Origin of the sequence: Christensenella sp. MSJ-20 (genome assembly GCF_044357945.1) — a bacterium.
GTDB lineage: Bacteria > Bacillota > Clostridia > Christensenellales > QAND01 > QAND01.
Genome location: NZ_CP076563.1, coordinates 1,135,544 through 1,159,234, shown reverse-complemented (window position 1 = coordinate 1,159,234; position 23,691 = coordinate 1,135,544). Strand labels below are relative to the sequence as shown.

At 55.5% G+C, this 23,691-nt stretch carries 26 protein-coding genes and 1 tRNA gene; 16 read left to right on the top strand and 11 right to left on the bottom strand.

What is annotated here, in order from left to right:
* Nucleotides 1-76: 76 nt before the first annotated feature.
* The 4 genes from hisC (at nucleotide 77) to KP626_RS05905 (ending at nucleotide 3,360) form a co-directional block, all read left to right on the top strand.
* Complete coding sequence (hisC, locus tag KP626_RS05920; protein ID WP_395975737.1) at nucleotides 77-1,141, top strand: histidinol-phosphate transaminase; 1,065 nt, start codon at nucleotides 77-79, stop codon at nucleotides 1,139-1,141.
* 19 nt (nucleotides 1,142-1,160) lie between these two features.
* Nucleotides 1,161-1,988, top strand: a complete 828-nt coding sequence (locus KP626_RS05915) for a histidinol-phosphatase HisJ family protein (protein ID WP_395975736.1) — start codon at nucleotides 1,161-1,163, stop codon at nucleotides 1,986-1,988.
* Between the two features lie 26 nt (nucleotides 1,989-2,014).
* Complete coding sequence (locus KP626_RS05910; RefSeq protein ID WP_395975735.1) at nucleotides 2,015-2,866, top strand: PHP domain-containing protein; 852 nt, start codon at nucleotides 2,015-2,017, stop codon at nucleotides 2,864-2,866.
* Between the two features lie 62 nt (nucleotides 2,867-2,928).
* The gene (locus KP626_RS05905) at nucleotides 2,929-3,360 is read left to right on the top strand and encodes an RrF2 family transcriptional regulator (protein WP_395975733.1); all 432 of its coding nucleotides are present in this window, start codon (nucleotides 2,929-2,931) and stop codon (nucleotides 3,358-3,360) included.
* 42 nt (nucleotides 3,361-3,402) lie between these two features.
* Here KP626_RS05905 and KP626_RS05900 read toward each other — a convergent pair whose 3' ends face one another.
* Complete coding sequence (locus KP626_RS05900; protein WP_395975731.1) at nucleotides 3,403-4,422, bottom strand: aldo/keto reductase; 1,020 nt, start codon at nucleotides 4,420-4,422, stop codon at nucleotides 3,403-3,405.
* 168 nt (nucleotides 4,423-4,590) lie between these two features.
* Between KP626_RS05900 and larA the strand changes: the two genes are divergently transcribed.
* Nucleotides 4,591-5,862 carry a nickel-dependent lactate racemase gene (gene larA / locus KP626_RS05895; protein WP_395975729.1) on the top strand — a complete coding sequence of 424 codons (1,272 nt, stop codon included), beginning with the start codon at nucleotides 4,591-4,593 and terminating at the stop codon, nucleotides 5,860-5,862.
* A 51-nt stretch (nucleotides 5,863-5,913) separates the two neighbouring features.
* Here larA and KP626_RS05890 read toward each other — a convergent pair whose 3' ends face one another.
* The 3 genes from KP626_RS05890 to KP626_RS05880 all read right to left on the bottom strand — a co-directional run bounded on the left by KP626_RS05890 (nucleotide 5,914) and on the right by KP626_RS05880 (nucleotide 8,890).
* On the bottom strand, nucleotides 5,914-6,972 hold the full coding sequence (locus tag KP626_RS05890; RefSeq protein WP_395975727.1) for a DUF3592 domain-containing protein: 1,059 nt from the start codon (nucleotides 6,970-6,972) through the stop codon (nucleotides 5,914-5,916).
* 195 nt (nucleotides 6,973-7,167) lie between these two features.
* Nucleotides 7,168-7,758, bottom strand: coding sequence for a hypothetical protein (locus tag KP626_RS05885; protein ID WP_395975725.1), 591 nt, complete (start codon nucleotides 7,756-7,758; stop codon nucleotides 7,168-7,170).
* A gap of 391 nt (nucleotides 7,759-8,149) precedes the next feature.
* Nucleotides 8,150-8,890, bottom strand: coding sequence for a hypothetical protein (locus tag KP626_RS05880; RefSeq protein WP_395975723.1), 741 nt, complete (start codon nucleotides 8,888-8,890; stop codon nucleotides 8,150-8,152).
* Between the two features lie 231 nt (nucleotides 8,891-9,121).
* On the opposite strand from KP626_RS05880, the gene KP626_RS05875 reads away from it, so the two are divergent.
* From KP626_RS05875 to KP626_RS05860, 4 genes are all read left to right on the top strand, one after another.
* Nucleotides 9,122-10,087 carry a D-2-hydroxyacid dehydrogenase gene (locus KP626_RS05875; RefSeq protein ID WP_395975721.1) on the top strand — a complete coding sequence of 322 codons (966 nt, stop codon included), beginning with the start codon at nucleotides 9,122-9,124 and terminating at the stop codon, nucleotides 10,085-10,087.
* A 30-nt stretch (nucleotides 10,088-10,117) separates the two neighbouring features.
* Nucleotides 10,118-11,482, top strand: coding sequence for an MATE family efflux transporter (locus KP626_RS05870; RefSeq protein WP_395975719.1), 1,365 nt, complete (start codon nucleotides 10,118-10,120; stop codon nucleotides 11,480-11,482).
* A gap of 9 nt (nucleotides 11,483-11,491) precedes the next feature.
* Complete coding sequence (locus KP626_RS05865) at nucleotides 11,492-12,322, top strand: uridylate kinase (RefSeq protein WP_395975717.1); 831 nt, start codon at nucleotides 11,492-11,494, stop codon at nucleotides 12,320-12,322.
* A gap of 74 nt (nucleotides 12,323-12,396) precedes the next feature.
* On the top strand, nucleotides 12,397-12,828 hold the full coding sequence (locus KP626_RS05860) for a hypothetical protein (protein WP_395975715.1): 432 nt from the start codon (nucleotides 12,397-12,399) through the stop codon (nucleotides 12,826-12,828).
* A 317-nt stretch (nucleotides 12,829-13,145) separates the two neighbouring features.
* Here the strand turns inward: KP626_RS05860 and KP626_RS05855 are convergent, their stop codons facing one another.
* Complete coding sequence (locus KP626_RS05855; protein ID WP_395975713.1) at nucleotides 13,146-13,601, bottom strand: GNAT family N-acetyltransferase; 456 nt, start codon at nucleotides 13,599-13,601, stop codon at nucleotides 13,146-13,148.
* 25 nt (nucleotides 13,602-13,626) lie between these two features.
* The gene (locus KP626_RS05850; RefSeq protein WP_395975711.1) at nucleotides 13,627-14,091 is read right to left on the bottom strand and encodes a pyridoxamine 5'-phosphate oxidase family protein; all 465 of its coding nucleotides are present in this window, start codon (nucleotides 14,089-14,091) and stop codon (nucleotides 13,627-13,629) included.
* Between the two features lie 367 nt (nucleotides 14,092-14,458).
* Between KP626_RS05850 and KP626_RS05845 the strand changes: the two genes are divergently transcribed.
* Nucleotides 14,459-14,644, top strand: coding sequence for a hypothetical protein (locus KP626_RS05845; RefSeq protein ID WP_395975709.1), 186 nt, complete (start codon nucleotides 14,459-14,461; stop codon nucleotides 14,642-14,644).
* A 44-nt stretch (nucleotides 14,645-14,688) separates the two neighbouring features.
* Here KP626_RS05845 and KP626_RS05840 read toward each other — a convergent pair whose 3' ends face one another.
* The gene (locus tag KP626_RS05840; RefSeq protein WP_395975707.1) at nucleotides 14,689-14,862 is read right to left on the bottom strand and encodes a hypothetical protein; all 174 of its coding nucleotides are present in this window, start codon (nucleotides 14,860-14,862) and stop codon (nucleotides 14,689-14,691) included.
* Nucleotides 14,863-15,086: 224 nt separating this feature from the next.
* Between KP626_RS05840 and KP626_RS05835 the strand changes: the two genes are divergently transcribed.
* The gene (locus KP626_RS05835) at nucleotides 15,087-15,290 is read left to right on the top strand and encodes a helix-turn-helix domain-containing protein (RefSeq protein ID WP_395975705.1); all 204 of its coding nucleotides are present in this window, start codon (nucleotides 15,087-15,089) and stop codon (nucleotides 15,288-15,290) included.
* A 154-nt stretch (nucleotides 15,291-15,444) separates the two neighbouring features.
* Nucleotides 15,445-15,684: a 4-oxalocrotonate tautomerase family protein gene (locus KP626_RS05830; protein ID WP_395975703.1), complete on the top strand. Its 240-nt coding sequence runs from the start codon at nucleotides 15,445-15,447 to the stop codon at nucleotides 15,682-15,684.
* A 37-nt stretch (nucleotides 15,685-15,721) separates the two neighbouring features.
* On the opposite strand, the gene KP626_RS05825 is transcribed toward KP626_RS05830, so the two are convergent.
* From KP626_RS05825 to KP626_RS05810, 4 genes are all read right to left on the bottom strand, one after another.
* Nucleotides 15,722-16,351, bottom strand: coding sequence for an HAD family hydrolase (locus KP626_RS05825; RefSeq protein WP_395975701.1), 630 nt, complete (start codon nucleotides 16,349-16,351; stop codon nucleotides 15,722-15,724).
* A gap of 16 nt (nucleotides 16,352-16,367) precedes the next feature.
* On the bottom strand, nucleotides 16,368-17,147 hold the full coding sequence (locus KP626_RS05820; protein WP_395975699.1) for a Cof-type HAD-IIB family hydrolase: 780 nt from the start codon (nucleotides 17,145-17,147) through the stop codon (nucleotides 16,368-16,370).
* Nucleotides 17,148-17,445: 298 nt separating this feature from the next.
* On the bottom strand, nucleotides 17,446-18,528 hold the full coding sequence (locus tag KP626_RS05815) for a PASTA domain-containing protein (RefSeq protein ID WP_395975697.1): 1,083 nt from the start codon (nucleotides 18,526-18,528) through the stop codon (nucleotides 17,446-17,448).
* A 189-nt stretch (nucleotides 18,529-18,717) separates the two neighbouring features.
* Complete coding sequence (locus KP626_RS05810; RefSeq protein WP_395975695.1) at nucleotides 18,718-20,133, bottom strand: amidohydrolase family protein; 1,416 nt, start codon at nucleotides 20,131-20,133, stop codon at nucleotides 18,718-18,720.
* A gap of 121 nt (nucleotides 20,134-20,254) precedes the next feature.
* Between KP626_RS05810 and KP626_RS05805 the strand changes: the two genes are divergently transcribed.
* The 4 genes from KP626_RS05805 (at nucleotide 20,255) to KP626_RS05790 (ending at nucleotide 23,691) form a co-directional block, all read left to right on the top strand.
* Nucleotides 20,255-20,331: transfer RNA gene (locus KP626_RS05805), tRNA-Arg, on the top strand.
* A gap of 259 nt (nucleotides 20,332-20,590) precedes the next feature.
* On the top strand, nucleotides 20,591-21,256 hold the full coding sequence (locus tag KP626_RS05800) for a manganese catalase family protein (protein ID WP_395975693.1): 666 nt from the start codon (nucleotides 20,591-20,593) through the stop codon (nucleotides 21,254-21,256).
* 387 nt (nucleotides 21,257-21,643) lie between these two features.
* The gene (locus tag KP626_RS05795; protein WP_395975691.1) at nucleotides 21,644-22,429 is read left to right on the top strand and encodes a hypothetical protein; all 786 of its coding nucleotides are present in this window, start codon (nucleotides 21,644-21,646) and stop codon (nucleotides 22,427-22,429) included.
* Entirely contained in the window at nucleotides 22,414-23,691 is a 1,278-nt protein-coding gene (locus KP626_RS05790; protein WP_395975689.1) for a glycosyltransferase, read from the top strand. The genes KP626_RS05795 and KP626_RS05790 overlap by 16 nt, the downstream gene beginning before the upstream one ends.

The following is a 23,691-nucleotide window of genomic DNA, read 5'->3' as shown; positions in this document are numbered from 1 at the left end:
GTAGAATAGAGGCAAAAGCGGGAGAAACCCGGTATGGATTGCGGAGCTCCCGGAAGGAAGCGCGAGGAAAACGCCTATGGAAACCAAGAAGTTTCTGTCCTCCTATCTGTGGGACTTGGAACCCTATGTGCCGGGCTACCAGCCCCAAAACAACGAGGGACTGGTGAAGCTCAATACCAACGAAAACCCCTACCCCCCCTCTCCTCGGGCCGTGGAGGCCATGCGGTCCGCCATCGGGGAGAACCTCAAGCTGTATCCCAGCTTCGATTGCCTCTCCCTTCGGTCCGCCATCGCTAAAATGGAAGGGCTTTCTACGGAAAACGTCTTCGTGGGCAACGGCTCCGACGAGGTCCTGTCCCTGTGCTTTCCTGCCTTTTTCAAACAGGAAAAGCCCATCGCCTTCTTTGACATCACCTATGCCTTCTATAAGGTATATTGCAAGTTCTACCAGGTGGAGTACGACGCCATCCCGTTGCATTCGGATTATACCGCGCCCCTTTCCGCTTTCCATGGCCAATACGGCGGGGTGCTTATCGCCAATCCCAATGCCCCCACCGGCATCGCCGCCAGCCTCAGGGAGATCGAAGAGGTGCTGCGGAACAATCCCGACTGCGTGGTGCTCATCGACGAGGCCTATCAGATGTTCTGGGGCCATACCGCCGCCGGACTCATCGAAACGTATCCCAACCTTCTGGTGGTGCGGACCCTATCAAAGGGCTATTCCCTAGCGGGGCTTCGGGCGGCCTTTGCCCTGGGCCAGCCCCATCTGATTCAGGCACTGATCAACATGCGGGACAGCTTTAACAGCTATAACCTGGACGCCATCGCTCTGGCAGGGGCTACCGCCGCCGTAGAGGACACCCCCTATGCGGTGGCAAACGCAAAAAAAGTCATGGCCACCCGGGAATGGTTCACAGAGGGCCTTTCCGGACTGGGCTACCAGACCCTGCCCAGCGCCGCCAATTTCGTGTTTACCCGCCCGCCCCGGGGGGATGCCCAGCAGGTGTTTGAGGCCCTTGCCCAGCGGAACATCCACGTACGCCACTTCACCGCTCCCCGGACGGCGGAGTGGCTGCGCATCTCCATCGGCACCCAGGAGGAGATGGAGCGGGTGCTGGCGGCTCTGACGGAGATCGGCTGATCCGGAAAGGAGCCCCGCCATGGAAGCCATTGCGGATATGCACGTCCATACCGCCCATTCCGTGGGGGACTGCACCTGCCCCATGGAAAGGTATCTTCAGAGGATCGCCCGGGGGGACGCCCGTGAAATCGGCTTCGCGGAGCATTACCACCCCCATCTGGACCTCTGGCCGGAGGGAGCAAGCGAGCCCCCCTTTGACCACGCCGCCTATCGCCGGGAGATCGCTGCCGCCCAGAATCGCGGCTTTTTGATCCATGGAGGCATCGAGGTCACATACGATCCCCGGCCTCAGGTGATGGAACGGTGCAGGGAGCAGCTTCGCCGGTGGCGGTACGCCTATGCCATCGGCTCAGTCCATCTCATCGGCCGGGTGTCGGTGAGCCGCTCCACTTTTTATGAGGAGGTGGAGCGGCCCGAGGAGGTTCCCGGCATCCTTGCGGCCTACTACCGGGACTGCCAGGCCATCCTCCGGGATCCTGGCTTTACGGTGCTGGGCCATGTAGATGTTTATAAACGCAACTTGCCCCCGGATCATCCCATGCTGCGGACCCATCGGGATCTGATTCAAACCGGCATGGAGGAGACCGCCCGGGCCGCTGCTCAGAGCGGAACCATTTTGGAGATCAACACCTCCGGGCTTTCCCGGCCCCAGAAGGCGTATATGCCCGGTCGGGAGTTTTTGGCTTTGTACCGGCGGCTGGGCGGGGAGCGCATCTGCCTGGGGAGCGACGCACACGACGCGAAGGACCTGGCCCGGAGCTTTGATGACGCCAGGGCCTTTGCCCGGTCCCTTGGCTTTTCCCACCTGTTCTATCCCTGGGCCCCGGAGTATGCCGTGGCCCTGTAATCACACGGAAAGGATCTGACCATACCTTGCACCGGATCATTGACATGCACGTCCATACCCATCATTCCGGCTGGGACTGCCAGTGTCCCATGGAAGCGTATCTTCGCCGCATCGACCGGGGGGAAGCGGAAGCCATCGGCTTTGCCGACCACTACCACCCCTTTATGGAGGTCCATCCCGGGCCGGAGCAGCTTTCTTCGCCCGAAAAGCTCTTCGATTGCGACCGGTACGCCGCCGAGGTACGAGGAGCCCAGGGCCGGGGCTACCGGGTTTATCTGGGCCTGGAGGTCACCCACGACGAGGACAAGGATGTCATGGCGCATGCCCTAAGGGAGCTCCGCCGCCAGCCCTATGATTACCTCATCGGATCTGTCCATCGGGTGGGAACGCCTCAGGGCAGCGTAGGAGTATCCAAAAAGGGGGCGGTAAACGCCATCTCAGACCCCGCCCTTATGGGCCAGGTCATCCACAGCTATTATGACGACATCCTGGACGTCCTCACCTATCCCCAGTACACGGTGGTGGGCCATGTGGACATCTACAAACGGGGCCTGCCCCTGGATAGCCCCCTTCTCACCCAAAACGGGGCCGTCATCCGGGAGCGGATGGGGGAGGTTGCCAAGGCTTTGGCTGAAAGCGAAAAGCTGGTGGAGATCAACACCAGCAGCTATACAGGGCCGGGGGAGGAGTTTATGCCGGGAGCCGAGATGCTCCGGACCTACCGGCGGTTGGGCGGCGAACGCATCTGCTTTGCCAGCGACGCCCACGGGGATAACCGGCTGGCCGCCAATTTTGCCGAGGCCAGGGAGCTTGCCAAATCCTTGGGGTTCCGCTATCATTTCTATCCTTGGGAGCCGGATCGAGCGCTCTCCCTTTAAAAACAAAGCCGGGTTCGGCTTTCATATAAAAAAACGAAGTGCATTTCATTGGAGGGGATAAGATGCATATCGGAAGGGAAACGGATTACGCCCTGCGTATTATCCTGTACCTGGTGGCCCAAGGCCCCGGGGCGAAGGTGAGCGCCGGACGGATCGCGGAACGGATGTCCGTTCCGGAACGGTTCAACCTGAAGATTCTGAGAAAGTTGTCCATGAAGGGCATCGTGCAGTCCAGCCGCGGGATTTATGGCGGCTTCAGCCTGTGCCGGAGCCCCGAGGAACTGACGCTGCTGGAGGCCATCGAGGCCATTGAGGGGCCGGTGGCCCTGTGCCGGTGCATCCGGGATGAGGATTTTTGCGGCCTGGAGGCGGATTGGGACCTTTGCCCCATCCAGGAACAGCTCATGGAGGCGGGCGCTGCCCTAAGGGACCGGCTGTCTGCCGTGACCTTCGCCAGTCTGTCGGTTCAACCGCTTCAGGCGACGGAAGCATAAAAAAGCCGCGGGAGAATTCCCGCGGCTTTTCCGTTTATGCCGTTATTTATGGGCTTCGTAAAACTCCATGTACATCTCATACTGCTTTGCCAAAAGGGCGGGAGTATCCAGCCCGAAGGGGCATTTCTTGGCGCAGGCGCCGCAGTGGATGCAGTCCTTGACCCGCTGCATCTCCTCGTAGAATTCCGGCGTCATATAATTCTGATAGGGGGACCGGGTACACAGCCAGTAGATGCGGGCCGCCGTGGGGATGTTGATCCCCTGGGGGCAGGGCATGCAATAGGCGCAGGAGCGGCAGAATTCCCCGGCGAAGGTTTTCCGGTCGTCGGCGATGGCTTGCTCCATCTCGGCGTCTAGGACGGGAGGATTGGCGTCCAGGGCCAAGAACTCGTCCAGCTCCCACTCATGCTGGATGCCGTAGATGGGCACCACGTTCTCATACTGCCGCAGGAAGCAGAAGGTGGCCGGCACGTTGCCGCAGAGCCCGCCCGAGAGCGCTTTCATGGCGATGAACCCGGTGTCGGTTTCCCGGCAGAGGTTAACAAGGTCGATCTCCCGCTGGCCGGAGAGATAGCAGAAGGGGAACTGCATGGTTTCATAGGCTCCGCTTTTTACCGCTTCCATAGCCAGATCGATGCGGTGGTTGGTGATGCCAATATGCCGGATCTTCCCGGCTTTTTTGGCCTCCAGAAGGGCGCCGTAAACGGAGTCCGGATCGGCGGGGTCGGGCAGAAAGGCGATGTTGTGGAGCTGATATACGTCGATGTAATCGGTCTTCAGCATGCGGAGGCTTTCCTCTAGATCGGCCAGCACCCCGGCTTTGTCGGTCTTGTTGGTCTTGGTGGAGATCACAAGGTTCTGGCGCACATGGCCCAGAGCCCGGCCAATCTTCTCCTCGCTGTCGGTGTAGGCCCGGGCGGTGTCAAAGTAATTGATGCCGGCGTCATAGGCCTTTCTCAGGATGGAGACGGCGGTGTCCATATCGTCCCGCTGGATGGGCAGGGCGCCGAAGGAAGTGCGGGTTACCATAAGGCCGGTGCGGCCCAAGCGTACTTTGTCCATACTGGCATACCTCCAAATTCCCTAGGAATAAACGATATTGTTATCATATCACGGAACCCTTTCGGGGACAAATGGGAAAAGCCATGCTTCCATTTGGCAGGGAATATGGTACCATAGGATCATGGATGGGCCCAGCGGGGCCCGCAGGAAAAAGGAGGAGCAGAGTTCATGCGGATTTCCATTCCATACTATAAAGGCGTTATGGAGGCGGATCTGGACGCCGGACGGGTGCTGGGAGCGGTGAAAGCCCGGCATCAGGAGCAACGGACGGAGGAACAGCAGCGGCAGATCGTGGCGGAAGCCCTTCGGGAGCCCATCGAAAGCCCCCGGCTCCGGGAACTGGCGGCGGATAAACAGCGGGTGCTGGTGATCACCAGCGACCATACCCGGCCCATGCCCAGCGCCATTACCCTGCCCCTTCTCCTGGACGAGATCCGAGCGGGAAATCCCCAGGCGGAGATCAAGATCATCGTGGCCACCGGCTTTCACCGGGCTATGACCGAGGCGGAGATGCGCCAGCGGTTTGGGGACGCCCTCTTTGAGCGGGAAACCATCCTGGTCCACGATTCCCGGGATGACGCCGGCCTTACCCGGTACGGCACCCTTCCCTCGGGGGGCGAGCTGTGGCTCAATTCCCTGGTCTCCTGGGCCGACCTACTGGTCTCCGAGGGCTTCATCGAGCCCCATTTCTTCGCGGGATACTCCGGCGGCCGCAAGAGCGTGCTGCCCGGCATCTCGGGCCAGGCCACGGTGTTCTATAACCACAACGCCCGGTTTCTGGCGGACGAACACAGCCGGGTGGGGGTGTTGGAGGAAAACCCCATCCACCGGGACATGGAGTACGCCGCCGAGCGGGCAGGCTTGGCCTTTATCCTAAACGTGTGCCTTAACGAGCAAAAGCAGATCACCTACGCCGTGGCGGGGGACCGCACCGCCGCCCATCGCAAGGGCTGTGAATTCGTCCGGCGGAGTACCGGCGCCAAGACCCGCACCGCGGATATCGTCATCACGGGCAACGGCGGCTATCCCCTGGACCTGAACATCTACCAGAGCGTTAAGTGCATGTCGGGGGCCGAGGCATTCGTCCGCAAGGACGGGGTGATCATCGCCTGTTGTTCCTGTGTGGACGGGCACGGCAGCCAGGGCTTTTATGACCTGTTCAAAACCCATGGCAGTCCCAGACGGGTCATGGGCGCCATCTTGGAAAAGGCGCCGGAGGATACCATGGCCGATCAATGGCAGGCCCAGGTCATGGCCCGGGTGATGCAAAAGGCCACGGTGATCCTGGTCACCGACCAATGCGATCCCGCCCTCATCGAGGACTTCGGTCTGCTCCATGCATCCGATCTCCAATCCGCCCTTGCCCTGGCGGATCAGTGGATGGGCCGGGAGAGCAGCGTGCTTCTTCTGCCCAACGGGGTGGAGATCATCCCCCTGTAACCACATGAAAAAAAGAGGAAGGGCCGTGGATGTTCACGGCCCTTCCTCTTTTTATTGGGGCGTTTTCCCGCCTCGCCTCACGAAGAATAGGCTTCTCATCAGCAGGTATACGCCGATTCCTAGGAACAGGATGGGGATGAGAACCCATAGCCCCATGAGCCGGATCCCCTCCCAGAAGGAGGATGCGGTACCGCTCTGGAAAAGGAGAAGCCCAGCGCCTACCGCCAGAAGGACGAACCCGATATAGGCGCCCATCACATCGATTCGGAACCGGTCAAAACAGCCCTTTATGGACAGCGCCGCCAGGATAAAGGCAAGGGCGCCCAGGGTAAAGAAAAGCCCAAAGAAGAGCATCATATTCTTACCGTTGGCGCCGGAAAGCACGGCTTTGGAGGGGTTTGACGGGTCATACCGCACCTCCCGTTGGCTGTTCTCGGCGGGAATCTGCCCGGCGCCGTAGTCCGTATGGACGGTGTACTCCACCCCGTCCACCTGATAGGCGTAGATGAGCTGGTAGGTGGTGCCGTCCTCATCTTGGCTGTAAATCCGGTAGTCCATGAAATACCCCTGGGTAACGGCATACCCCCGGGTGGCCGTCCTCAGCCGCCAGGTATCCCGGATGCCGAAGAACAATAGCGATACGCCGGCGATCAGGATGACCCCCACCAGAAAGCAGCTGATGGCCACCTTAGGATTGATCCGAAGCCGAGCCTGCCGCCCGGTCTTTTTCCGCGCGGTCCCCTCCCCCGTTTTTCGAGGCAGAAGATATCTTTTGGCCAAATAGAACCCAACGAACCAAAACGGCAGGGAGAGCAGGGAAAGCAGAGGGGTGTTGTCCCGGAAAGCGGTGACACACCAGACGATGAGAAAACCGAACCAAAACAAAAGAAACCCGCCGGCGAACACCCTGTTGCAGAGCGCCACGTACCGGGGTCTGTTGCAGAGAAGCAGGAGTGATTTTATCAAGGACGCGAGCCCGCAGACGAGAAAGGGGATTAGGGTGAGCCTGGTCATGGCATTGGGATTTTTAAAAAACAGGGAAAGCAGAAGGACGGTGGTGACGGCCGAAGGAACCAGCATCCCCATTGCGGCAAAGCGCTTTTGATCCATTTTTCTTGCCCTCCCGTTTGTTTCGCAGCCTTGCGCCTCCATATTAGACGCTCTTTCGCCTTGGATAGATTTTACCCTCTTTTTCATTTATTGCAAGTCAGCGCCACGGGATCAAGTAAAACCTGATTCTGTGCTATTCAAAAATATGAGGGCCATACTTGTATGGTCCTCATACTCAGAATACTATTTTTGCTTTTACGGAATAGGTTTTGATGCTATACCATAGATATCCACATAAGGAACACCAGAATTATAACACTCAATGGCTTTATTTAGTATCCACGTATTGTTGTTAAAATTCGCTTTATACTCTACGGAGTCTTGATTACTGGGATTGGTGGAATTGTTTGCGTTATGTGGGGCACTCCAATCTGCAATCGGATCATTATAGCTATTTCTATAAGAAGCCCACCAATGTCCAAATCCCTTTCTACAGCCAACCTGTACAGTTGCAGTCCAAACTCCATTTGCAAGAACACAACCAGCTTTAGTTTGATAATAGTATTTGACCTTAGTTTCAGCTTCTACTGGTTGTGAATTGAGTACACTATCTCCTAACCAAGTTGCAACACTTATAACTACGGAGGCCAATGGCTTTGTCACCGCCCCAGCAATAAGAATAGCAACATTATACGCAGCGTTGAAGCTTTGTGCACCCTTGCGTTGAAGATTGTAGTATGCAGACCATTCGTAATAGTAATTGATCTTCGTGCTTAGTGCTCTAGGACTAGCACTAGAGCTTAACTTTGCAGCAAGGTTGCTTTCAGGTTTGGTATATTCCGTCATAAGCAATTGCTGTGGTGTGCATGGGATACCATCCTCATTGACAAGTTCTGCTCTCGGTTCGTAGTCTCTAGTTTCATAAACAAAGCGTATTACATCTTGAGTTTCTTCCACATTTAGTATTTTTTGACCATAGGCTTTTTCAAGTTCAGCCGTGGTTGTAGCAACCCAGGCTTTTCGTTCAGGAAGTTATATAGTGTTAGATGTAAGAACACTTTTGCTTTTCAATAAAGGGATGGCAGGTTCGTTTGTTTCAATTTTGCTAATATCAATGGAAGATATGTTTTCTTGATCAGTATTTAGATTAGCTTCACTAGCTAGTCCTAATGTAGGAAATGAAAAAATCATAAGTAAAGCTAAACTGAATAGGAATAATGATTATAATACTCTTGAACTAATACTCACCTCCACTCCATTCTAAACAAAGATCTTTATAAAAGTACTTTCTTACTTTCCCGAATGGTTTCCCCTTTAAAAACGACGAAACAATACGGTCTTTTTTTGCAATTGGATCTTCCAGCGAAGAAACCTCATGTATTTTGGGCTGGATAGACAACTCGAGCGTTTCACAATGGAAATCATTGTATTGAATCATAATGGTGATCTGGCTCATTGCCTGATCAAAAGAACTTAATTGGATTTGTGAGCTTTCAAAATATGCATTTCCAAGATTATTCCAACTAATATAAAAGTCAAAGCAGACGAACTCGCTCTTTGTTGACATAGGGTTAATCATTTTGTCCCAACGAAGATCACTGCTAGAACCGCTGTTAATATCTTCATTCAATTTATTTGAAAAGTAATCCTGAGCCAGTTTACCGGGTAGCATGCGAAAACCTACTTCGTAAAGGGGCATTTCTGTTCTAGGTGCAATAATAATATGATAAAAATAATCCGTTGTAGGTTCGCCTTCTGTGTTGAATGTAGGGATTTTCGCTCCTTGTAAAAGTTTTGCTTGAAAAAACTCTCCTCCAGTTTGAGCTAGGCAATCTGCAGCATAGAAGTTTTTCATAGTCACATGAAGATCAGGATCATTTGAAGAGAGGGCTGCGTAGTCATTGGCCTGAGGACCGGAACAACCGGAATAGAGGAAAAGCAAACCAATCAAACCGATAAGCAAAAATACTTTTTTCAAAAAAATCACCAAATATTTAAATATTTTTCCATCTATTTACATTTTAACAATTATATATAATAAATCAATTATAATATCGGGAAAAATACAACGTAAATTAAATTTGAATTTCTATCCTTCTCCCTCTTCCATCTTTTTGGGGAACCGGCTATGATAGGATACATCAACGGATAGAATCCAAGCCCGGGATGCGTTTTCCCGGTCAATCCCAGGAAAAAAGAGGGAAGAGCCATGAAAAAATGCGTGATTTTGGATGCCGACGGCGTCAATCCCGGCGATCTGAGCTGGGACGCCATTGCCGGCGTCACCGATTTAACCGTCCACAACATCTATCCCAGTACCCCTCGGGAGGAGGTTCTCTCCCGCATTGGGGACGCGGAATTGGTGCTGCTCAACAAAATTCCCATTGACGCCGCCCTTTTGGCGGAAAAGCCCAACCTCCGCTATATCGGGGTTCTGGCCACCGGATATAACGTGGTGGATACCGCCGCGGCCAAAGCGGCCGGGGTGACGGTGACCAATATCCCCGCTTATTCCACCCAGGCGGTGGCCCAGATGGCCATGGCCCTGCTGCTGGAGATTGCCCTCCATGTGGGGGACCACAGCGCCTCCGTTCACCGGGGGGACTGGGTGAAGAGCCCCAGCTTTACCTACTGGAAGCACCCCCTGTTTGAGCTGGCGGGAAAGCGGATGGGCATCTATGGCTTCGGACAGACCGGCCAGGCCACCGCAAAGGCGGCGGCGGGCCTGGGCATGGAGGTGGTGGTGGCCGACGCCCACGTTGCGGGCAAGGAGGTGCCCTACCCGGTGTTGCCCCTGGAGGCGTTTTGGAGCACCTGTGATATTCTCAGCTTCCACTGCCCCTTGACCCCCGAGACCACCGGCCTTGTCTGCCGGGAAAATATCGAAAGGATGAAGGACGGAGCCATCGTCATCAACACCAGCCGGGGCGGCGTGGTCAACGAGGCGGATCTGGCGGAGGCCCTTCATAGCGGAAAGGTGGCCGCAGCGGGGGTGGATGTCCTATCCACCGAGCCGCCCAAGGCCGATAACCCCCTGCTGACCGCCCCCAACACCATCATTACCCCTCACATCGCCTGGGCGCCCATCGAGTGCCGGAAACGGCTGATGGAGATCGCCGAGGGAAACATCAGAGCCTATTTAGCGGGGAATCCCATCAACGTGGTGAACCCCTGATCCAACATTTTAGAAACAGGATGTGAGTGGATGTCCAAAATTTCAGCGTACTTTGGTTTTGAGGATACCGTCTTCTATCGGAGCATCTGGAAGGTGTGCGTGCCGCTGGCTTTGCAGCAAACCATCAACTTCGTGCTGCAGCTTGTGGACAACATCATGGTGGGCTCGCTGGGGGATACCGTCATTGCGGCGGTGGCTTTGGCCAATCAGGTCTCCTTTGTGGTGATGATCCTCATCATGGGCATCTGCGCCGGCGGCACCGCCTTCGCGTCCCAGCACTGGGGGCGCGGGGACGTGCCCAGCATCCGCCGTACCATGGGTCTGGTGCTGTTGTGCGCCGGGGCCATGGGCGTGGTCTTTTTCATCCTGAGCCAGTTCTGTCCAGAGTTTTTGCTGCGGATCTTCAGCAAGGACGAGGCCGTCATCGCGGCGGGAGTGGTCTATCTCCGCGCGGTGGGCTATACCTACCTGCTTCAACCCATCATTCTGGGAGTGGGGGCCATGCTTCGCAGTATGGAAGAGCTGAAGATCCCCACCTTTACCACCATCATCGGGGTCATCGTCAACTGCGTGTTCAATTATTTGATGATCTTCGGCAAGCTGGGCTTTCCCGTCATGGGAGTTCTGGGAGCCGCCGTGGCTACGGTTATCGCCAACGTGGTCAACTGCGCCCTGCTGATCCTGTTGATGTATACCAAAAAGAGTCCCCTGGTCGAGGACCACAGCCCGGTATTCCGGGGGATGCCGGGGTACCCCAAGCGGTTTTTTGCCCGCGCCCTGCCGGTGCTGGGCAACGAGGCCCTCTGGGCCGGCGCCCAGACCATGCTGATCTTCCTGTATGCCCAGCTGGGCACCCAGATGACGGCGGCCATGGGCATCTTCAACGTGTTGGAAAAGATCGCGCTGATCTTCTTTATGGCGCTGTCCAACGGCGGCGTGGTCATCGTGGGAAAGGAGCTGGGTGTGGAGCGGTTCGATGTAGCCTATACCTACGCCCTGCGGCTGCGCCGGCTGACCATCGCCCTGGCCTTTGTAATGGGCCCTCTGATCAATCTTATTGGCCCAGCCATGTTGGGATTGTACAACGCCAGTCCCATGGCAAAGTACATCGTCCGGTGCAGCCTGCTTGCCCTTGCGGTAAAGCTGCCCTTTGACGCCCACAATTTTATGATGATCGTGGGCATCCTTCGCGCAGGAGGGGATACCCGGTTTGCCTTTGTAGTGGATTCCGGCGCCCAGTGGCTGCTGGTGTTGCCCTTTGTGGCCTTGGGAGCCTTTGTGCTCCAGGTCCCCCTTCCCTGGGTGTTTGCCTTTACCATTCCGGCTGAAATCATCAAATTTTTTATCGGCAGACGCCGGTTTTACTCCAGAAAATGGATCAATGTTTTAAAGTGAGGGATCGACATGAACTTTGAATACGATGTAGTGGGAAAGATTGGGTCCATGGCCTTGATCCGCAAGGAGGATAACGACATCGACTACAACATCTTCTCTCGTCTATCCGCCGAGCTGCGCCCCGGGATGATCTGGGTCAGCAGCGGCGCCACCGAGATCGGCCGTCTGGACTATTTAAAGCGCAGTGGCGGCCGGGAGCTCCACGGGGATATGGATGAGGTGAAGACCGACTACGCTGCCCAGGGACAGGCGATCCTGATGGAAAACTACCGCCGCTTTGTCCGGCCGGAGTATTCCGTGCGCCAGGTGCTGGTGGAACACCAGCATTTCAACGACCCTCAGAAACGGGCGCATATCAAGGGATTGCTGCTTCGGGCCAAGGAGCAGAACGCCATTCCCATCGTCAATTATAACGACCCGGTCTCCTCTACCGAAAACCGAAAGATGGAGATTGCCGCCATCACCCGGGAGGGGGGCGGGCATCCGGTGGAATGCATCGATAACGATGAAACCGCGGCGGTCATCGCCCTTACCGTCAAGGCGCGCACCCTGGTGATCCTGTCGGGGGTGGAGGGTATCTATGCCGATCCCGCGGACCCCGGCACCCTGGTGCGGGAGGTAACGGCTAAGGATTCCCAGGAACTGCTGCGGCGGATCTCCGAGCTGCAGCGCAGCTGCGTGGGGGCCAGCCGTGCGGGGGCCAACGGAGCGGGAGCCAAGCTGGAGTTCATCAAAGAGCCCGCCATGGCCGGTACCACGGTGATCATCGGCCATGCCCGGCATCGGCTCAGCGACCTCCTGGCAGGGCGAGTGCCCTGTACCCGGATTGGCCTCGTTTGAGACGGAGCATGGGTTGAAATCCTGGATACGGTCAAAAACCGGCCGGTGGGCCGAGGAAATAGGAGGGGACGCATATGCGTGAGATCGACAAGTATTCCTTTCGGTGCGGTGTCATTGACTGTTTCAACGAGATGGTGGCGGCGGGGGTCAAGCGGATGGCCTTCAGCCATACCAGCCCAACGGCGGAGGAGCGGGATGCGTTCCTGGAGCCGGCTCGGGCCGCTTGTGAGAAATACGGCACCCGCCTGTACCCCGAGAGCGATCTGCTGGTTACCGACCTCTATCCCGTGTCCATGTGCCGGGGAAAGCACATCATCATCTTTTACGGTGCCGAGGGGGATCTTAAGGAGTATCAGGACCTGAAGGCACTCAAAAAGGCCCTGGTGGAGTCCAAGGCCTATCATGGGGATGCCCGCTATCAACTGGCCTATCGCATGGGCAAGCTGCTCTCCTATACCGATGATGCCATCGCCCGAATGATAGCCTCCAACCCGGAAAAGGAGTAATCCGGGCAATAACCGGTTCCATATTGCGCGTTAGTTAGGTAGGGGGAAGCTGGGTAACATTGTGCCGCTGGCCGATGTAGGCTTTTTTCCTGGGTTATTTTTGCGCGGCGAGGGTGCAGGCTCAGCCTGCTAGTTAGGCACGGGGAAGCTGGGTAGCGCTGTGCCGCTGGCCGACATAGGCTTTTTCCCGGGTTGTTTTTGCGCAGCGAGGGTGCAGGCTCAGCCTGCTAGTTAGGCACGGGGAAGCTGGGTAGCGCTGTGCCGCTGGCCGATGTAGGCTTTTTTTCGGGTTGTTTTTGCGCGGCGAGGGTGCAGGCTCAGCCTGCCGGGAAGATGTCCGGAGCGAATAACTGACGGTACTGGACGTCCCGGTAGCCCAGCCGCTGATATAGCCGGGCAGCGCCTTCATTGTCGGGCGCTACCTCCAACCGATATCCCTTGGGAAGCGTGCCAAACTCCTCCTTCAAATAGCGGAAAAATCCGGTGCCCAGCCCCCGCCCTTGGAAGGCGCTCCGGACATATAGCTCTTCCACCCACAAAATCATGCCCCCCCGCTCGGTGGAATAGCTGAACACCACGATGCCATATCCAGCCGGCCCCTCTTCCTCCTCCAGGATATAGCCCCGAACAAAAGGGCTTCCCCCTACGATGTGATCGAAGGTCCGCTCTCGATACGCCCGAGGCGTGGGATGAAGGACGGCGGAAGAATGATGGAATTCATGGGTCATGTCAAGATAGTCGGACCGGTCCTCCGGCCTCATGGATCGGATCATAGGACGATGCCTCCTTCTTTACGGTCTATTGTTCCCGGTTCCACTTGCCCGTCACCTGTGTGAGGGCAATTTTTACGACGGCAACGGTGCTATATTTGTCGATGACCTCCTCCAGCCGGTAGAGGGCGTCCGGCACCAGATGGCGGCAAAGCCGGCGCAGCTGCTCCCGTACCTCCTCCGGATCCTCCAGGATGGACGCCACCCCCTGGGCCATAACGCTCTCGTAATGGGTGGTATAAAGGTCTTGGGCGATCTCATTCCTGGGGATCACCACAAAATGTACCTGAGGATTGGCGAGCAGGGCTTCCATCTTCCGGCCCTCCTTGGCGGTATGGAAGTAGATGGCGTTGTCCTCCCGGGAAAAGTAGTAGTTTAAGGGAATCCCATAGGGCAGGCCGTCCCCGTCCACCACAGATAGTACGCCATATTCCCCGGACGCCAGCAATTCCATGCTCCGCTCCAGGGGCATTTGACGATCCGTTCTCCGCATAAAAAGCCCTCCTTTTGTTACGCTATCAGCATTATACCATAGAAGCGCGCCGGCCTCCCGCTGCGTCAATAAAAACCGACAAATTCGACAATTCTTACACATTTCCTATTCTTTTATGTAGCGAAGAAAATTTTTGTATTCCCAAAGAACGAATTACCCATCGTAAAATAAACAAAACGGTAAATAAACGGCAAATTAGGTACAAATTCTACTACAAATGGTAAATTGCGGTCAATTTTATCAATTTTCTGTCAATATTAATGTACTTAAAAAGCGTACATCCTTCACAAAGTTACTGATTTTGTACTTATTATATTGGTATTCATCAAAAAAATCAGGACAAACTAACAGAAAAAAGAGGATGACCGTGAAAGGGAAACATCTAGGGATACGCATAGACCCAGAGCTTCATAGAAAGCTCCACTATATCAGCAAATATGAGGGACGCTCAGCAAACGGACAGATTCTGTATTTGATTCGCCGGTGCATCGCCGATTTCGAGAAGGAGCACGGTGAGATCGAGGTCCCAGCCTCCGAGGAAACGGAGCGGTAAATTCAGTCCCGGGAAAGAGAAACGGAGGCCAAGGCCTCCGTTTTTTATTCTTTTTCAGGTTTGATTACGTCCCAGTCGGCAGGCAGCATGGGATCCGTCCCCTCTTCCTGGCCGGCAATATAGAGCTGCTCCGCTTTCCGCTGCGCTTCCTGCAACCGCGCGATCACATCGGAAATCTCATTAAATAGAAAGTAGTACAGCTTTTCATAATCCGGCATTCCCCTTCACCTCACGCCAAAGTATACTCAATATATTGAGTATGGTCAATGATTTCGCCATGGTACCGTAGGAATCGGAGGCCGGGCAGAAACCAATGGAGCCTTCGTTTCCCTTGGCGTGGCCCATGCTTTTGGCGTATCGGTTGCGGCTCTGGGCGGCGTACCGGTGCAATGGGAAAATGGCCCGGGTCCGGCTTGCCGATTCTTAGGAAACAGGTGATGCCATGATTAGCTACGCGCCCTTTTTCCAGACGCTGCTGGACCGGAATGTAACGGTATATTATCTGGTCTTCAAGCAGGGGATGTCCAGCAACACCTTCCAGCGAATGCGGGAGGGAGAACCCATCACCACCGCTACCATAGACACCCTGTGCTCCATTTTAAGGTGTACCGTGTCGGATATCATCGAGTACCAAGAGGACCACTAAGCGCGGGCGTTTTTTTGTTTTTGGGGATTTTTCCCATCTGGAAACCCGGTTTCCTATGTGACCGGAGCTTGTTTTGCTGCGCCGCCAAAAGGATTGCGGACGGCGTCCTAGGGTGCTATGATGATGCCAATCAAAAAAGTTGGAGGTGGTCTTGATGCCCTTTATCAACGTGAAAATGTTTCCGGGCCGGACCCAGGAAGAACGGGAAAAGCTGGCGGTTGCCCTGGGGGACCGCGCCATGGAGCTTCTGGGCGCCCCTGCCGAGGCCTTTGTGATAGCGGTACAGGAGGTGGCCAAGGAGGACTGGCATGATCAGGTCAGCGTTCCCGAGGTAAACGGCAATCCCAATGTGATCATCAAGAATCAGCCCCGGGAGGAATGGCCCAAAGGCTGAAAAAAACAGGGCAACCGCCCTGTTTTTTTTTCTTTTTTCAAATGCGCGCGATCAGCTCCGGCAGTTCCAAGAGGGAATCGATGGCATGGTCATAGCCGTCCACCTCTCCAAAGCCATATCGGGCGTAAATAAAGGGGATCCCCGCTAATTGAGCGGCGTCCCGGTCCCCCTGGGTATCTCCCACATAGATGGAATGGGCTAGGCCGTTGCGCTCCATCACCAGGCGGATGTTCTCTCCCTTGGGCCGTCGGGTGGCCTCGTAGCACTCCCAGTCGGTGAAGTAACCGCCGGTGCCGTTTCCAGCAAAAAACGATTCAATATACCCCTCCTGGCAGTTGCTGACGATGAACAGGGGAACCCGCTCTTTCAAAGCCTGGGCCGCCTCCTCCATGCCGGGATACAGCCGGGCGCCGTGGCGGGCCAAAAAGACATTTTCCGCCCGGAAGCATTCGTCGATGATGGCCTCCCGCCGCTCCGGGGAGAGATAGGGGAGCAGCCGTTGGGCGATCTGCGGAGTGGGCAGTCCCATGATGCTCTGAAGGCCCTCCACGGTGAAGTGCTCCCGGATGCCGTCATGGCGGTCCAGAACCTCGTTCCAACAGTCGATGACGGTGCCGGTGGCGTCCCATAGGGTGCCGTCCAAATCAAAGATAACGCTGTCTACCATAGTGACTCTCCTGTCCTTAAAATGTATGGATGAGGCCCAGCTCCATAAGGGCATGGGCCACTCCGTCCTGTTCGGGGGGCGGAGCGATGCGGCGGGCCGCGGCCTTTACGGCGGCGGAGGCGTTATCCATGGCGATTCCCAGGCCCACGGTTTGAAGCATGGTGATATCGTTCTCCCCATCGCCAAAAGCGGCGGCTTCCGCCGCGGTCAGCCCAAAGTGCTCCAGCATGCGGAGGATCCCCACGGCCTTTCCCCCTTCCCAGGGGATGACGTCACTGCAAAGATGGCTCCAACGGGTGGCCCGGCAATGGGGCATGACCCGGAGCAGATCCAGCTCCTCCTCCGGGGATACGAAGGGCATCACCTGAAAGAGGGGGCCGTCCAGAATCCGCTCCGGAGATGCAATCGGAGGCAGGGGCAAATGAACAAAGGCTTGGTATTCCCGAACCGCGTCGTTGACCCGGTTGGCGAAGATCACCCGGTCTTGGACGAACATGCAAGCCTGATCCTTTTCCTCCAGCCAGCGGATCAGGGCCGCCCGATCCTCCTGGAGAATGGTGTTCTGGTACAGCACCTGGTCTCCCCGATAGCAGTATTGGCCGTTGATGGAGATGTATCCATCGAAGGCGATGCCGCCAAAGTCGGGATACTCCAAGGGATGCCGCCCAGTGGCTAGAAACAGCCGAACTCCTTGTTCCCGGAGAGCCGCAAGGGCTCTGGAGACGCCGGGACGAATTCCCTGTTCTCCATGGCATAAAAGGGTGCCGTCTACGTCAAAGAATACCGCTTTGATCAAAGGGTATCAACTCCCAACGGGGTCATTATACCATAGCTCCCCGCTGGGACCAAACCCCAAGGGGAGTGGGGCGGCTTTCCAGCGCCGCGCTATGCCTGGGAGATGGGCCGCCCAAATCCCGCCATCTTTCGGTTTTCCGCTGGCCATCCTTGGCCAAATCCGTCCAAAATAGGATAGAATCGGCCAAAATATTTGAATTTTTTATCAAAATAATTCGTATATATATGCATCTGAAAAGCGTTTCATAGAAAAAGACGCCCGGAAATCCGGACGCTTTTTCTGGTTATATGGTGAGACATCATTGGGGATCCTGTGGTACATTGCCTTCATTTTCTCCATCCGTTTCCATTGAGGGCGGAACGGGTGTTTGTAGGACTTCTGGGCTGGGTTCGATGGAAGGCTGGGAAGCCGATGGCGTCGCCGTGGGAGAGGGTTCGCTAGTGGGTGCAGGCGTTGGGACAGGCGTCGGCGTTGCCGGTGGCTTGGTTACGGTCACACAATTAGGGTCTTCCGATGGGATGATGTCGCTGGGCCATGGGGTGAACGTGGGGTCCGGTGTGGGCGAGGGCAGGGGATGCCCCTGCTCCTGTGCCCATTTGTCCTTCATTTCATCGGGAGTAAGGGATGGCTGAAGGGTGCTCCAGGGGTTTTGGTACCGTTCCCCCTCCCGGTCAAGGGAATAAACACTGATGATAAGCCCGGCTTTGGTGTTAAACAGGCACCCAGCGCCAATGTCCTGATAGTATACCTTGCCGTCCTGGCTGGGATCGGTGGTTTTCCGATAGCCTACCCGAACCGCAAAGCCTTTGGCGTGAAGGGCATTGAGCGCCGTTTGCTCATCCATCCCGATGATGTTTGGCACCCGCTCCCACCTGATAGGCGCGTTCAGCAAAGCGTAATCCTCTTCGCCATAGAGCTGGCGCAGCTTTGCTTGGTAGGTGGGATCAGGCCCCAGATCCCATCCGCCGGGCACCTTGACGGCGCCGGGGTAGTAGGGATGCTTTTCTCCGTTGTAGAGGCCCGCGTCATAGCGCTTTTCCATGTCCCACAGCCATTGGTGGATGTCCTGGCCCTCCTGGTATTCCATGGTTTCCCCATTACCCGTGTAGCGGTAGCCCGCGGTGCGCGCCATAAGCCCCTCCTTTGCTTGGGAGATGGCTCTAAGGATTTCCGCATCCTCTTCCGGCGGGACAACAGAAGCCTCAGCCGGCCGTTTTTCGGCGTTTGCCAGCGCTTGTGCCGCAATATCGGCGTTCTGAGCCTGAGTGGAAAGGGGATGGGATAACAAAAGAGGGATCAAAAAAGCCAAAGAAAAGGCAAGGATCCATAGCTTTTGTGAAGAGCGGCGGGTGGTTTGTTCGGAGGATAAGTTGCGCTTCATGGGGGACCTCCTTTGTCGTACCATCTTGATATCCCCATCATACCAGAGATGCATAAAATATACAATATCTGGAATTATATGGGGGCGCCGCAACGCCATTTTAATGGAAATACGCGATTAAAAACAACGAAATACGATGGAGGATAGAGAGGTCCCTGTTCTCAAGCGACGACCTACGGTCTTCCGAGGCTATTGATGTAGATCATACAGATGGGGGTTTTCCAGCAGCTCCGGTCGGTTGAGCCGTTTCATCATGGTGGTAAAGGCGGCCTCCGCCCGCTGTAGGAGCGTCCGTTCCTCCACCTGCGTAAGCCGGCGATCCTCCATCATCACTATGCCATCCACGATGGCATAGTCCACGTCCTGTCCCATGGCGTGATAGACCAGCCGCTGTACCGGCATAACGCCAAAGGGCGCCAGATGGGGTTGCATCACGTTGACGGCGATGAGATCGGCCTTTTTGCCCACCTCCAGAGAGCCGATGAGATGATCCAGGCCCAAAGCCCGGGCGGGCTCAATGGTAACCAGCTCCAGGGCCTTTCCGCAGGAGATGTTGCCACGGTCCTTCTGGCGGAACCGCTGGATGAGCTGTACGTTTTTCATATCCCTCCATAGGTCAAAGCTGCGGTCGGGAGCGGTGCCATCGGTGACCACCGCCACATGGACGCCCATATCCAGCATCTCCATCACAGGGCAATGGCCCCGAATATTGCCGTTGGTGGTAGGCCCATGGAAGACATAAGCGCCGGTATCCCGCAGAATCTCCAGCTCCCGCTGGCTATATCCGGTACTGTGGGTCAAGGATAGGTGGGATGTGAGGATCTCGGGGGTATGCTCATAGAGGAATTGCACGTCTCCGCCGGTGGCATGGGTATGGAGTGGAACGCCGTATTCCTGGGCAATGCGGAACATCTCCCGGTTGTGGCGTATGTTGCTCTCAACGGACTCATCGGGACGAAAGCCCATCTTTCCGGGCGCCACGATGCAGAGCTCGCGGGGGTGCCGCCCGTTATAGGCCCGAACGGCTGCTTCGGTGGAAGCCCAGGCCTGTTGGGGCGTAACGGAATAGGAGCGGCAGGAGCCGTCCTCCTCAAATAGTCTTGCCCGCTTGGGCCAGGGGCCGTTGGCGCTGCCGATACCCGATAGCTGCCGTAGCCCAACCGAGCTGCCGCCTGCTAGGCTGGCGCCCACGGGTTCGATGATATCCACCCGAGGCGTGCTTCCCACCATGGATACCCCGGTTGTGGTGCCAAATTTGAGCCGTTCCGCAGCGGCCAGAGCCCCTTCGGCATACCAGAATTCTTCGTCGGTACAGGTGTAGTAGATTTCTTCAGCCATCTCGTCCCAACCTGTGTCAAGATGCTCCCCTAGGGTTTTGATCAGACAGTGACCGGCATGGCCATGGCCGTCCACCAGGCCGGGAAGCACCGCGTGTCCCGAGAGGTTGAGAACCCGCTCCGCCTCGGGAAGTGGGTCGGGAAGCTGGTCCATGGGCCCTAGGGCGACAATCCGATCCCCCTTGACCGCCACGAATCCCCGGTCATACAGGGTGTGGGCACTGTCTACGGTAATTACCACGGCATTGGTAAGCAAAAGATCATACATGGCAAAGGCTCCTTTTGAGTTTCATATATTTATTATACAGGATGTCCGGCCAAGTTGGAGTATTTTTCGCGATGATCTTGACAGATCACTTCCTTTATTATAAGATATTTGAGCATTACATGTACCCGTAGCTCAGCTGGATAGAGTGCTTGACTACGAATCAAGAGGTCGCGGGTTCGAATCCCTCCGGGTACGCCAGCGGCGAGTCGCCGCAGACAGATCGCGCATCTACTTTTGTGGGTGCGCTTTGTTTTTGTTCCCGGCTCTGAAAATATCGATTTTAACCGTTCGTTGCAGTCAAGAATCTCGATGCGCAATTCGTGTTCCAGACTCTAACCCAGCGGCGAGTCGCCGCACAAAAGTTCACAAACCGCTTACGCGGTTGTGAACTTTTTGTTTGAAGAAATACATAAAACCATCAAGGGATTTCATACTAAAGGGGAAAGGAGCGTGTAAGATGTTTCGACACGAAAAGCAACTATTTCATCCGGTTGGCGTGGTAAATCCCAATCCCCAGTATGCGGCCCTGCTGCAGGAGCAGCTGGGCGGCGCCAACGGAGAGCTCAAGGCGGCCATGCAGTATATGTCCCAGAGTTTCCGGATTAAGGATTCCGAAATCAAGGATCTGTTTTTGGACATCGCGGCGGAGGAGCTGGGGCATATGGAGATGGTGGCGCAGACCATCAACCTTCTAAACGGCCATGATGTGGATGCCACCCGGGTTCCGGCGGGGGAAATTCAGTCCCATGTGCTTCTTGGCTTGAACCCTGGATTGATCAATGCCTCGGGCTATTCCTGGACCGGAGACTATGTGACGGTAACGGGGGACCTCTGCGCGGATCTGCTCTCCAATATCGCATCCGAGCAGCGGGCAAAGGTGGTGTACGAGTATCTCTATCGCCAGATCAGCGATAAGAAGGTAAAGGAAACCATCGATTTCCTGCTGAACCGCGAGGAGGCGCACAACGCCATGTTCCAGGAAGCCTTTAACCGGGTGCAGGATACCGGGTCCAACAGGGATTTTGGAACAACCAAGGCGGCAAAGATGTACTTTAGTATGTCGAACCCCTCTCCGGGCACCGGATTTCAGGATACCAAGGTTACCCCTCCTTCCTTCAATTAACCGGCGGAAAGCCCATCGTTTTGGGACGCCTGCTGCGGAGATTCCTCTGCGGCAGGTGTTTTTTATGGGGCGTAGGGCGGGCCAACCCGTATCTTAAACAGATGGTGCACAGTATGAATTTAGGACTCCATAAAAATCACTCCGCTATGCCATCCCTTGCGCCTTATTTTGCGGCCCATACTCCGAAAAAATTGGGATTCCCTCCAAACAAAGGATACATTTTGGATAAACTAATTGACCGGTCTCAATTAACGCTGAAATACGTCGATATTTTTGTGTTTTTCCATTGAAGGCCATGCATTATTTATCGTAAACTTTACTAAGTATTAATGTTGCTTTTATCAAGTAATTCGCCATCAAGCGGGGTAGAGGGATGGGGTGCCGCGGATGCAGAAAAACCAGATATACTATCCGCGGACATACCGCAGGTTTCAAAGCGACTATAAAAACCAGCTGCTGTTTCTTCTGATTTGTGTTCTGCCAAGCTTGATTCTACTCTTGTGTTTCTATCCTCAGCTAACAAATCTTCTGAGCCGAGCGACCCAGGGCTGCCTGTCCATAGTGATGCCTGCGGAGGGTCTGGGCATCCAGTACGGGGAATATATCCCCTTTATCGGGGGCGTTTATTTTGTATCCCTGCCCTCCAACACGCCGAGTTTTTCGCTCTGCATGATCAACTTGCTGGTCTCCTTTGGCTTGCTCTGGTTTTGCTTTACCTCCAAACGCAAGGGGAAACCTCTCTCCATTTATTTCTCCATTATGCTGCTGATCCATGTGGTCTCCTGCATCTATTTTGCTTTGGCTAGCCAGTATTTTCCCTATACCATTACCCAATATTCGGAGCTGTACATCAAACAACAGGTGGGCATCTGGCTTTCCTTTGTTGTGATCGCCGGTTTTGTCACGGGCTTTATGAACAACGGAACCCTTTTAGCGCGCTGTCTGACCTTCTTTGGCATCATGGGATATTCCCTGGTCTTTGGAAGCGTCCGGTATCTTGCGCTTTTGTATCTGCTTTCCGCCGCATCCTCACTGTATATGCCGGTGGTTTTCTTTGCGCTGGGCCCCTTTTTTGACTTCCTGTACCTGGTGTTTTTCTATGGCCTGTTTGTGGAGCATGTGATACGCCGTGTCAATACGGGGGAAAGGAGGGCCGTATGGAAGTGGTTTTAACGATTCTTAAGGTATATTTTATATGCACCGTGCTGCTGATGCTGATCTATGCCGTGCGCCATGCGGTTTTTTCCTATAACCGGATGTTTGGACGCCAGCGCATGTATTACAGCGATATCTACGATAGCGATATGCCCACCGTATCCATCCTGATCCCCATGCACAACGAGGAGAAGGTGCTCAGCTACGTGCTGGATTCCCTTTTGAACTGCACCTATGATCGGGATCGGCTGGAGATCATCCCCATCAACGATAACTCCTCCGATCGGACGGCGGAGCTCTTGGAGGAATACCACAGCCGGTATCCTTTTATCCGGCCCATTCACCGCTCGGAGGGCGAGCGGGGAAAACCCGCGGGGCTCAACGACGCCATGAAGGTTGCCCGGGGGGAGATCGTCATTGTTTTTGATGCCGATTACCGCCCAGGCAAGGACCTGATCAATAGCCTGGCCCTGGCATTTCAGGATCCTGAGGTGGGGGCCGTCATGGGGCGGGTGATTCCCTATAACGTGAATACCAATACGCTGACTCGCCTGCTGAACTTGGAGCGCTCTGGCGGATATCAAGCAGATCAGCAGGCGCGGTATAACCTGAAAACCGTACCCCAATACGGTGGCACGGTGGGAGGATTCCGCAAGGACTTGGTGATGGAGAGCGGCGGCTTTAACACCCGGGTGCTGGCGGATGACACCGAGCTGACATTCCGGCTCTATACCAGCGGCTGGAAGGTGGTTTACGCCAACGGCGCCGAGTGCTATGAAGAGGTGCCGGAGACCTGGGCGGTTCGGGGCAGGCAGGTGCGCCGCTGGTCCAGCGGGCACAACAACGTGATGTTCCGATACCTGTTTCGGACGCTGCTGACCAAACACATGAGCCTGCGGGAGAAGCTGGACGGAAGCTTGCTTTTGATGGTGTATATGGTGCCGTTCCTGCTGGCGCTGGCCCTATTGGATTCGGTGGCGCTTTTCTTCCTGGGGGAGATGAATGTCTTTGTGGGCTGGTGGGCGGCGTTCTTCGTGGGGGCATATAACAGCTACGGCAATTTTGCGCCTTTCTATGAGATTGCTACGGCCCTGATGATCGATGGGATTGATCAGGACGTAAAGCTGTTGCCGTTGTTGACCTTTAACTTTTATTTCTATATGTGGAACATCGGACTTGGCTTCCTGGACGCCATTGGGGATCTCGTTACCCACAGAAAGGTCAAATGGGCGAAGACCGAGCGTTTTACGGAAGAAAAGAAAAAGGAGACGCTTGGGTAG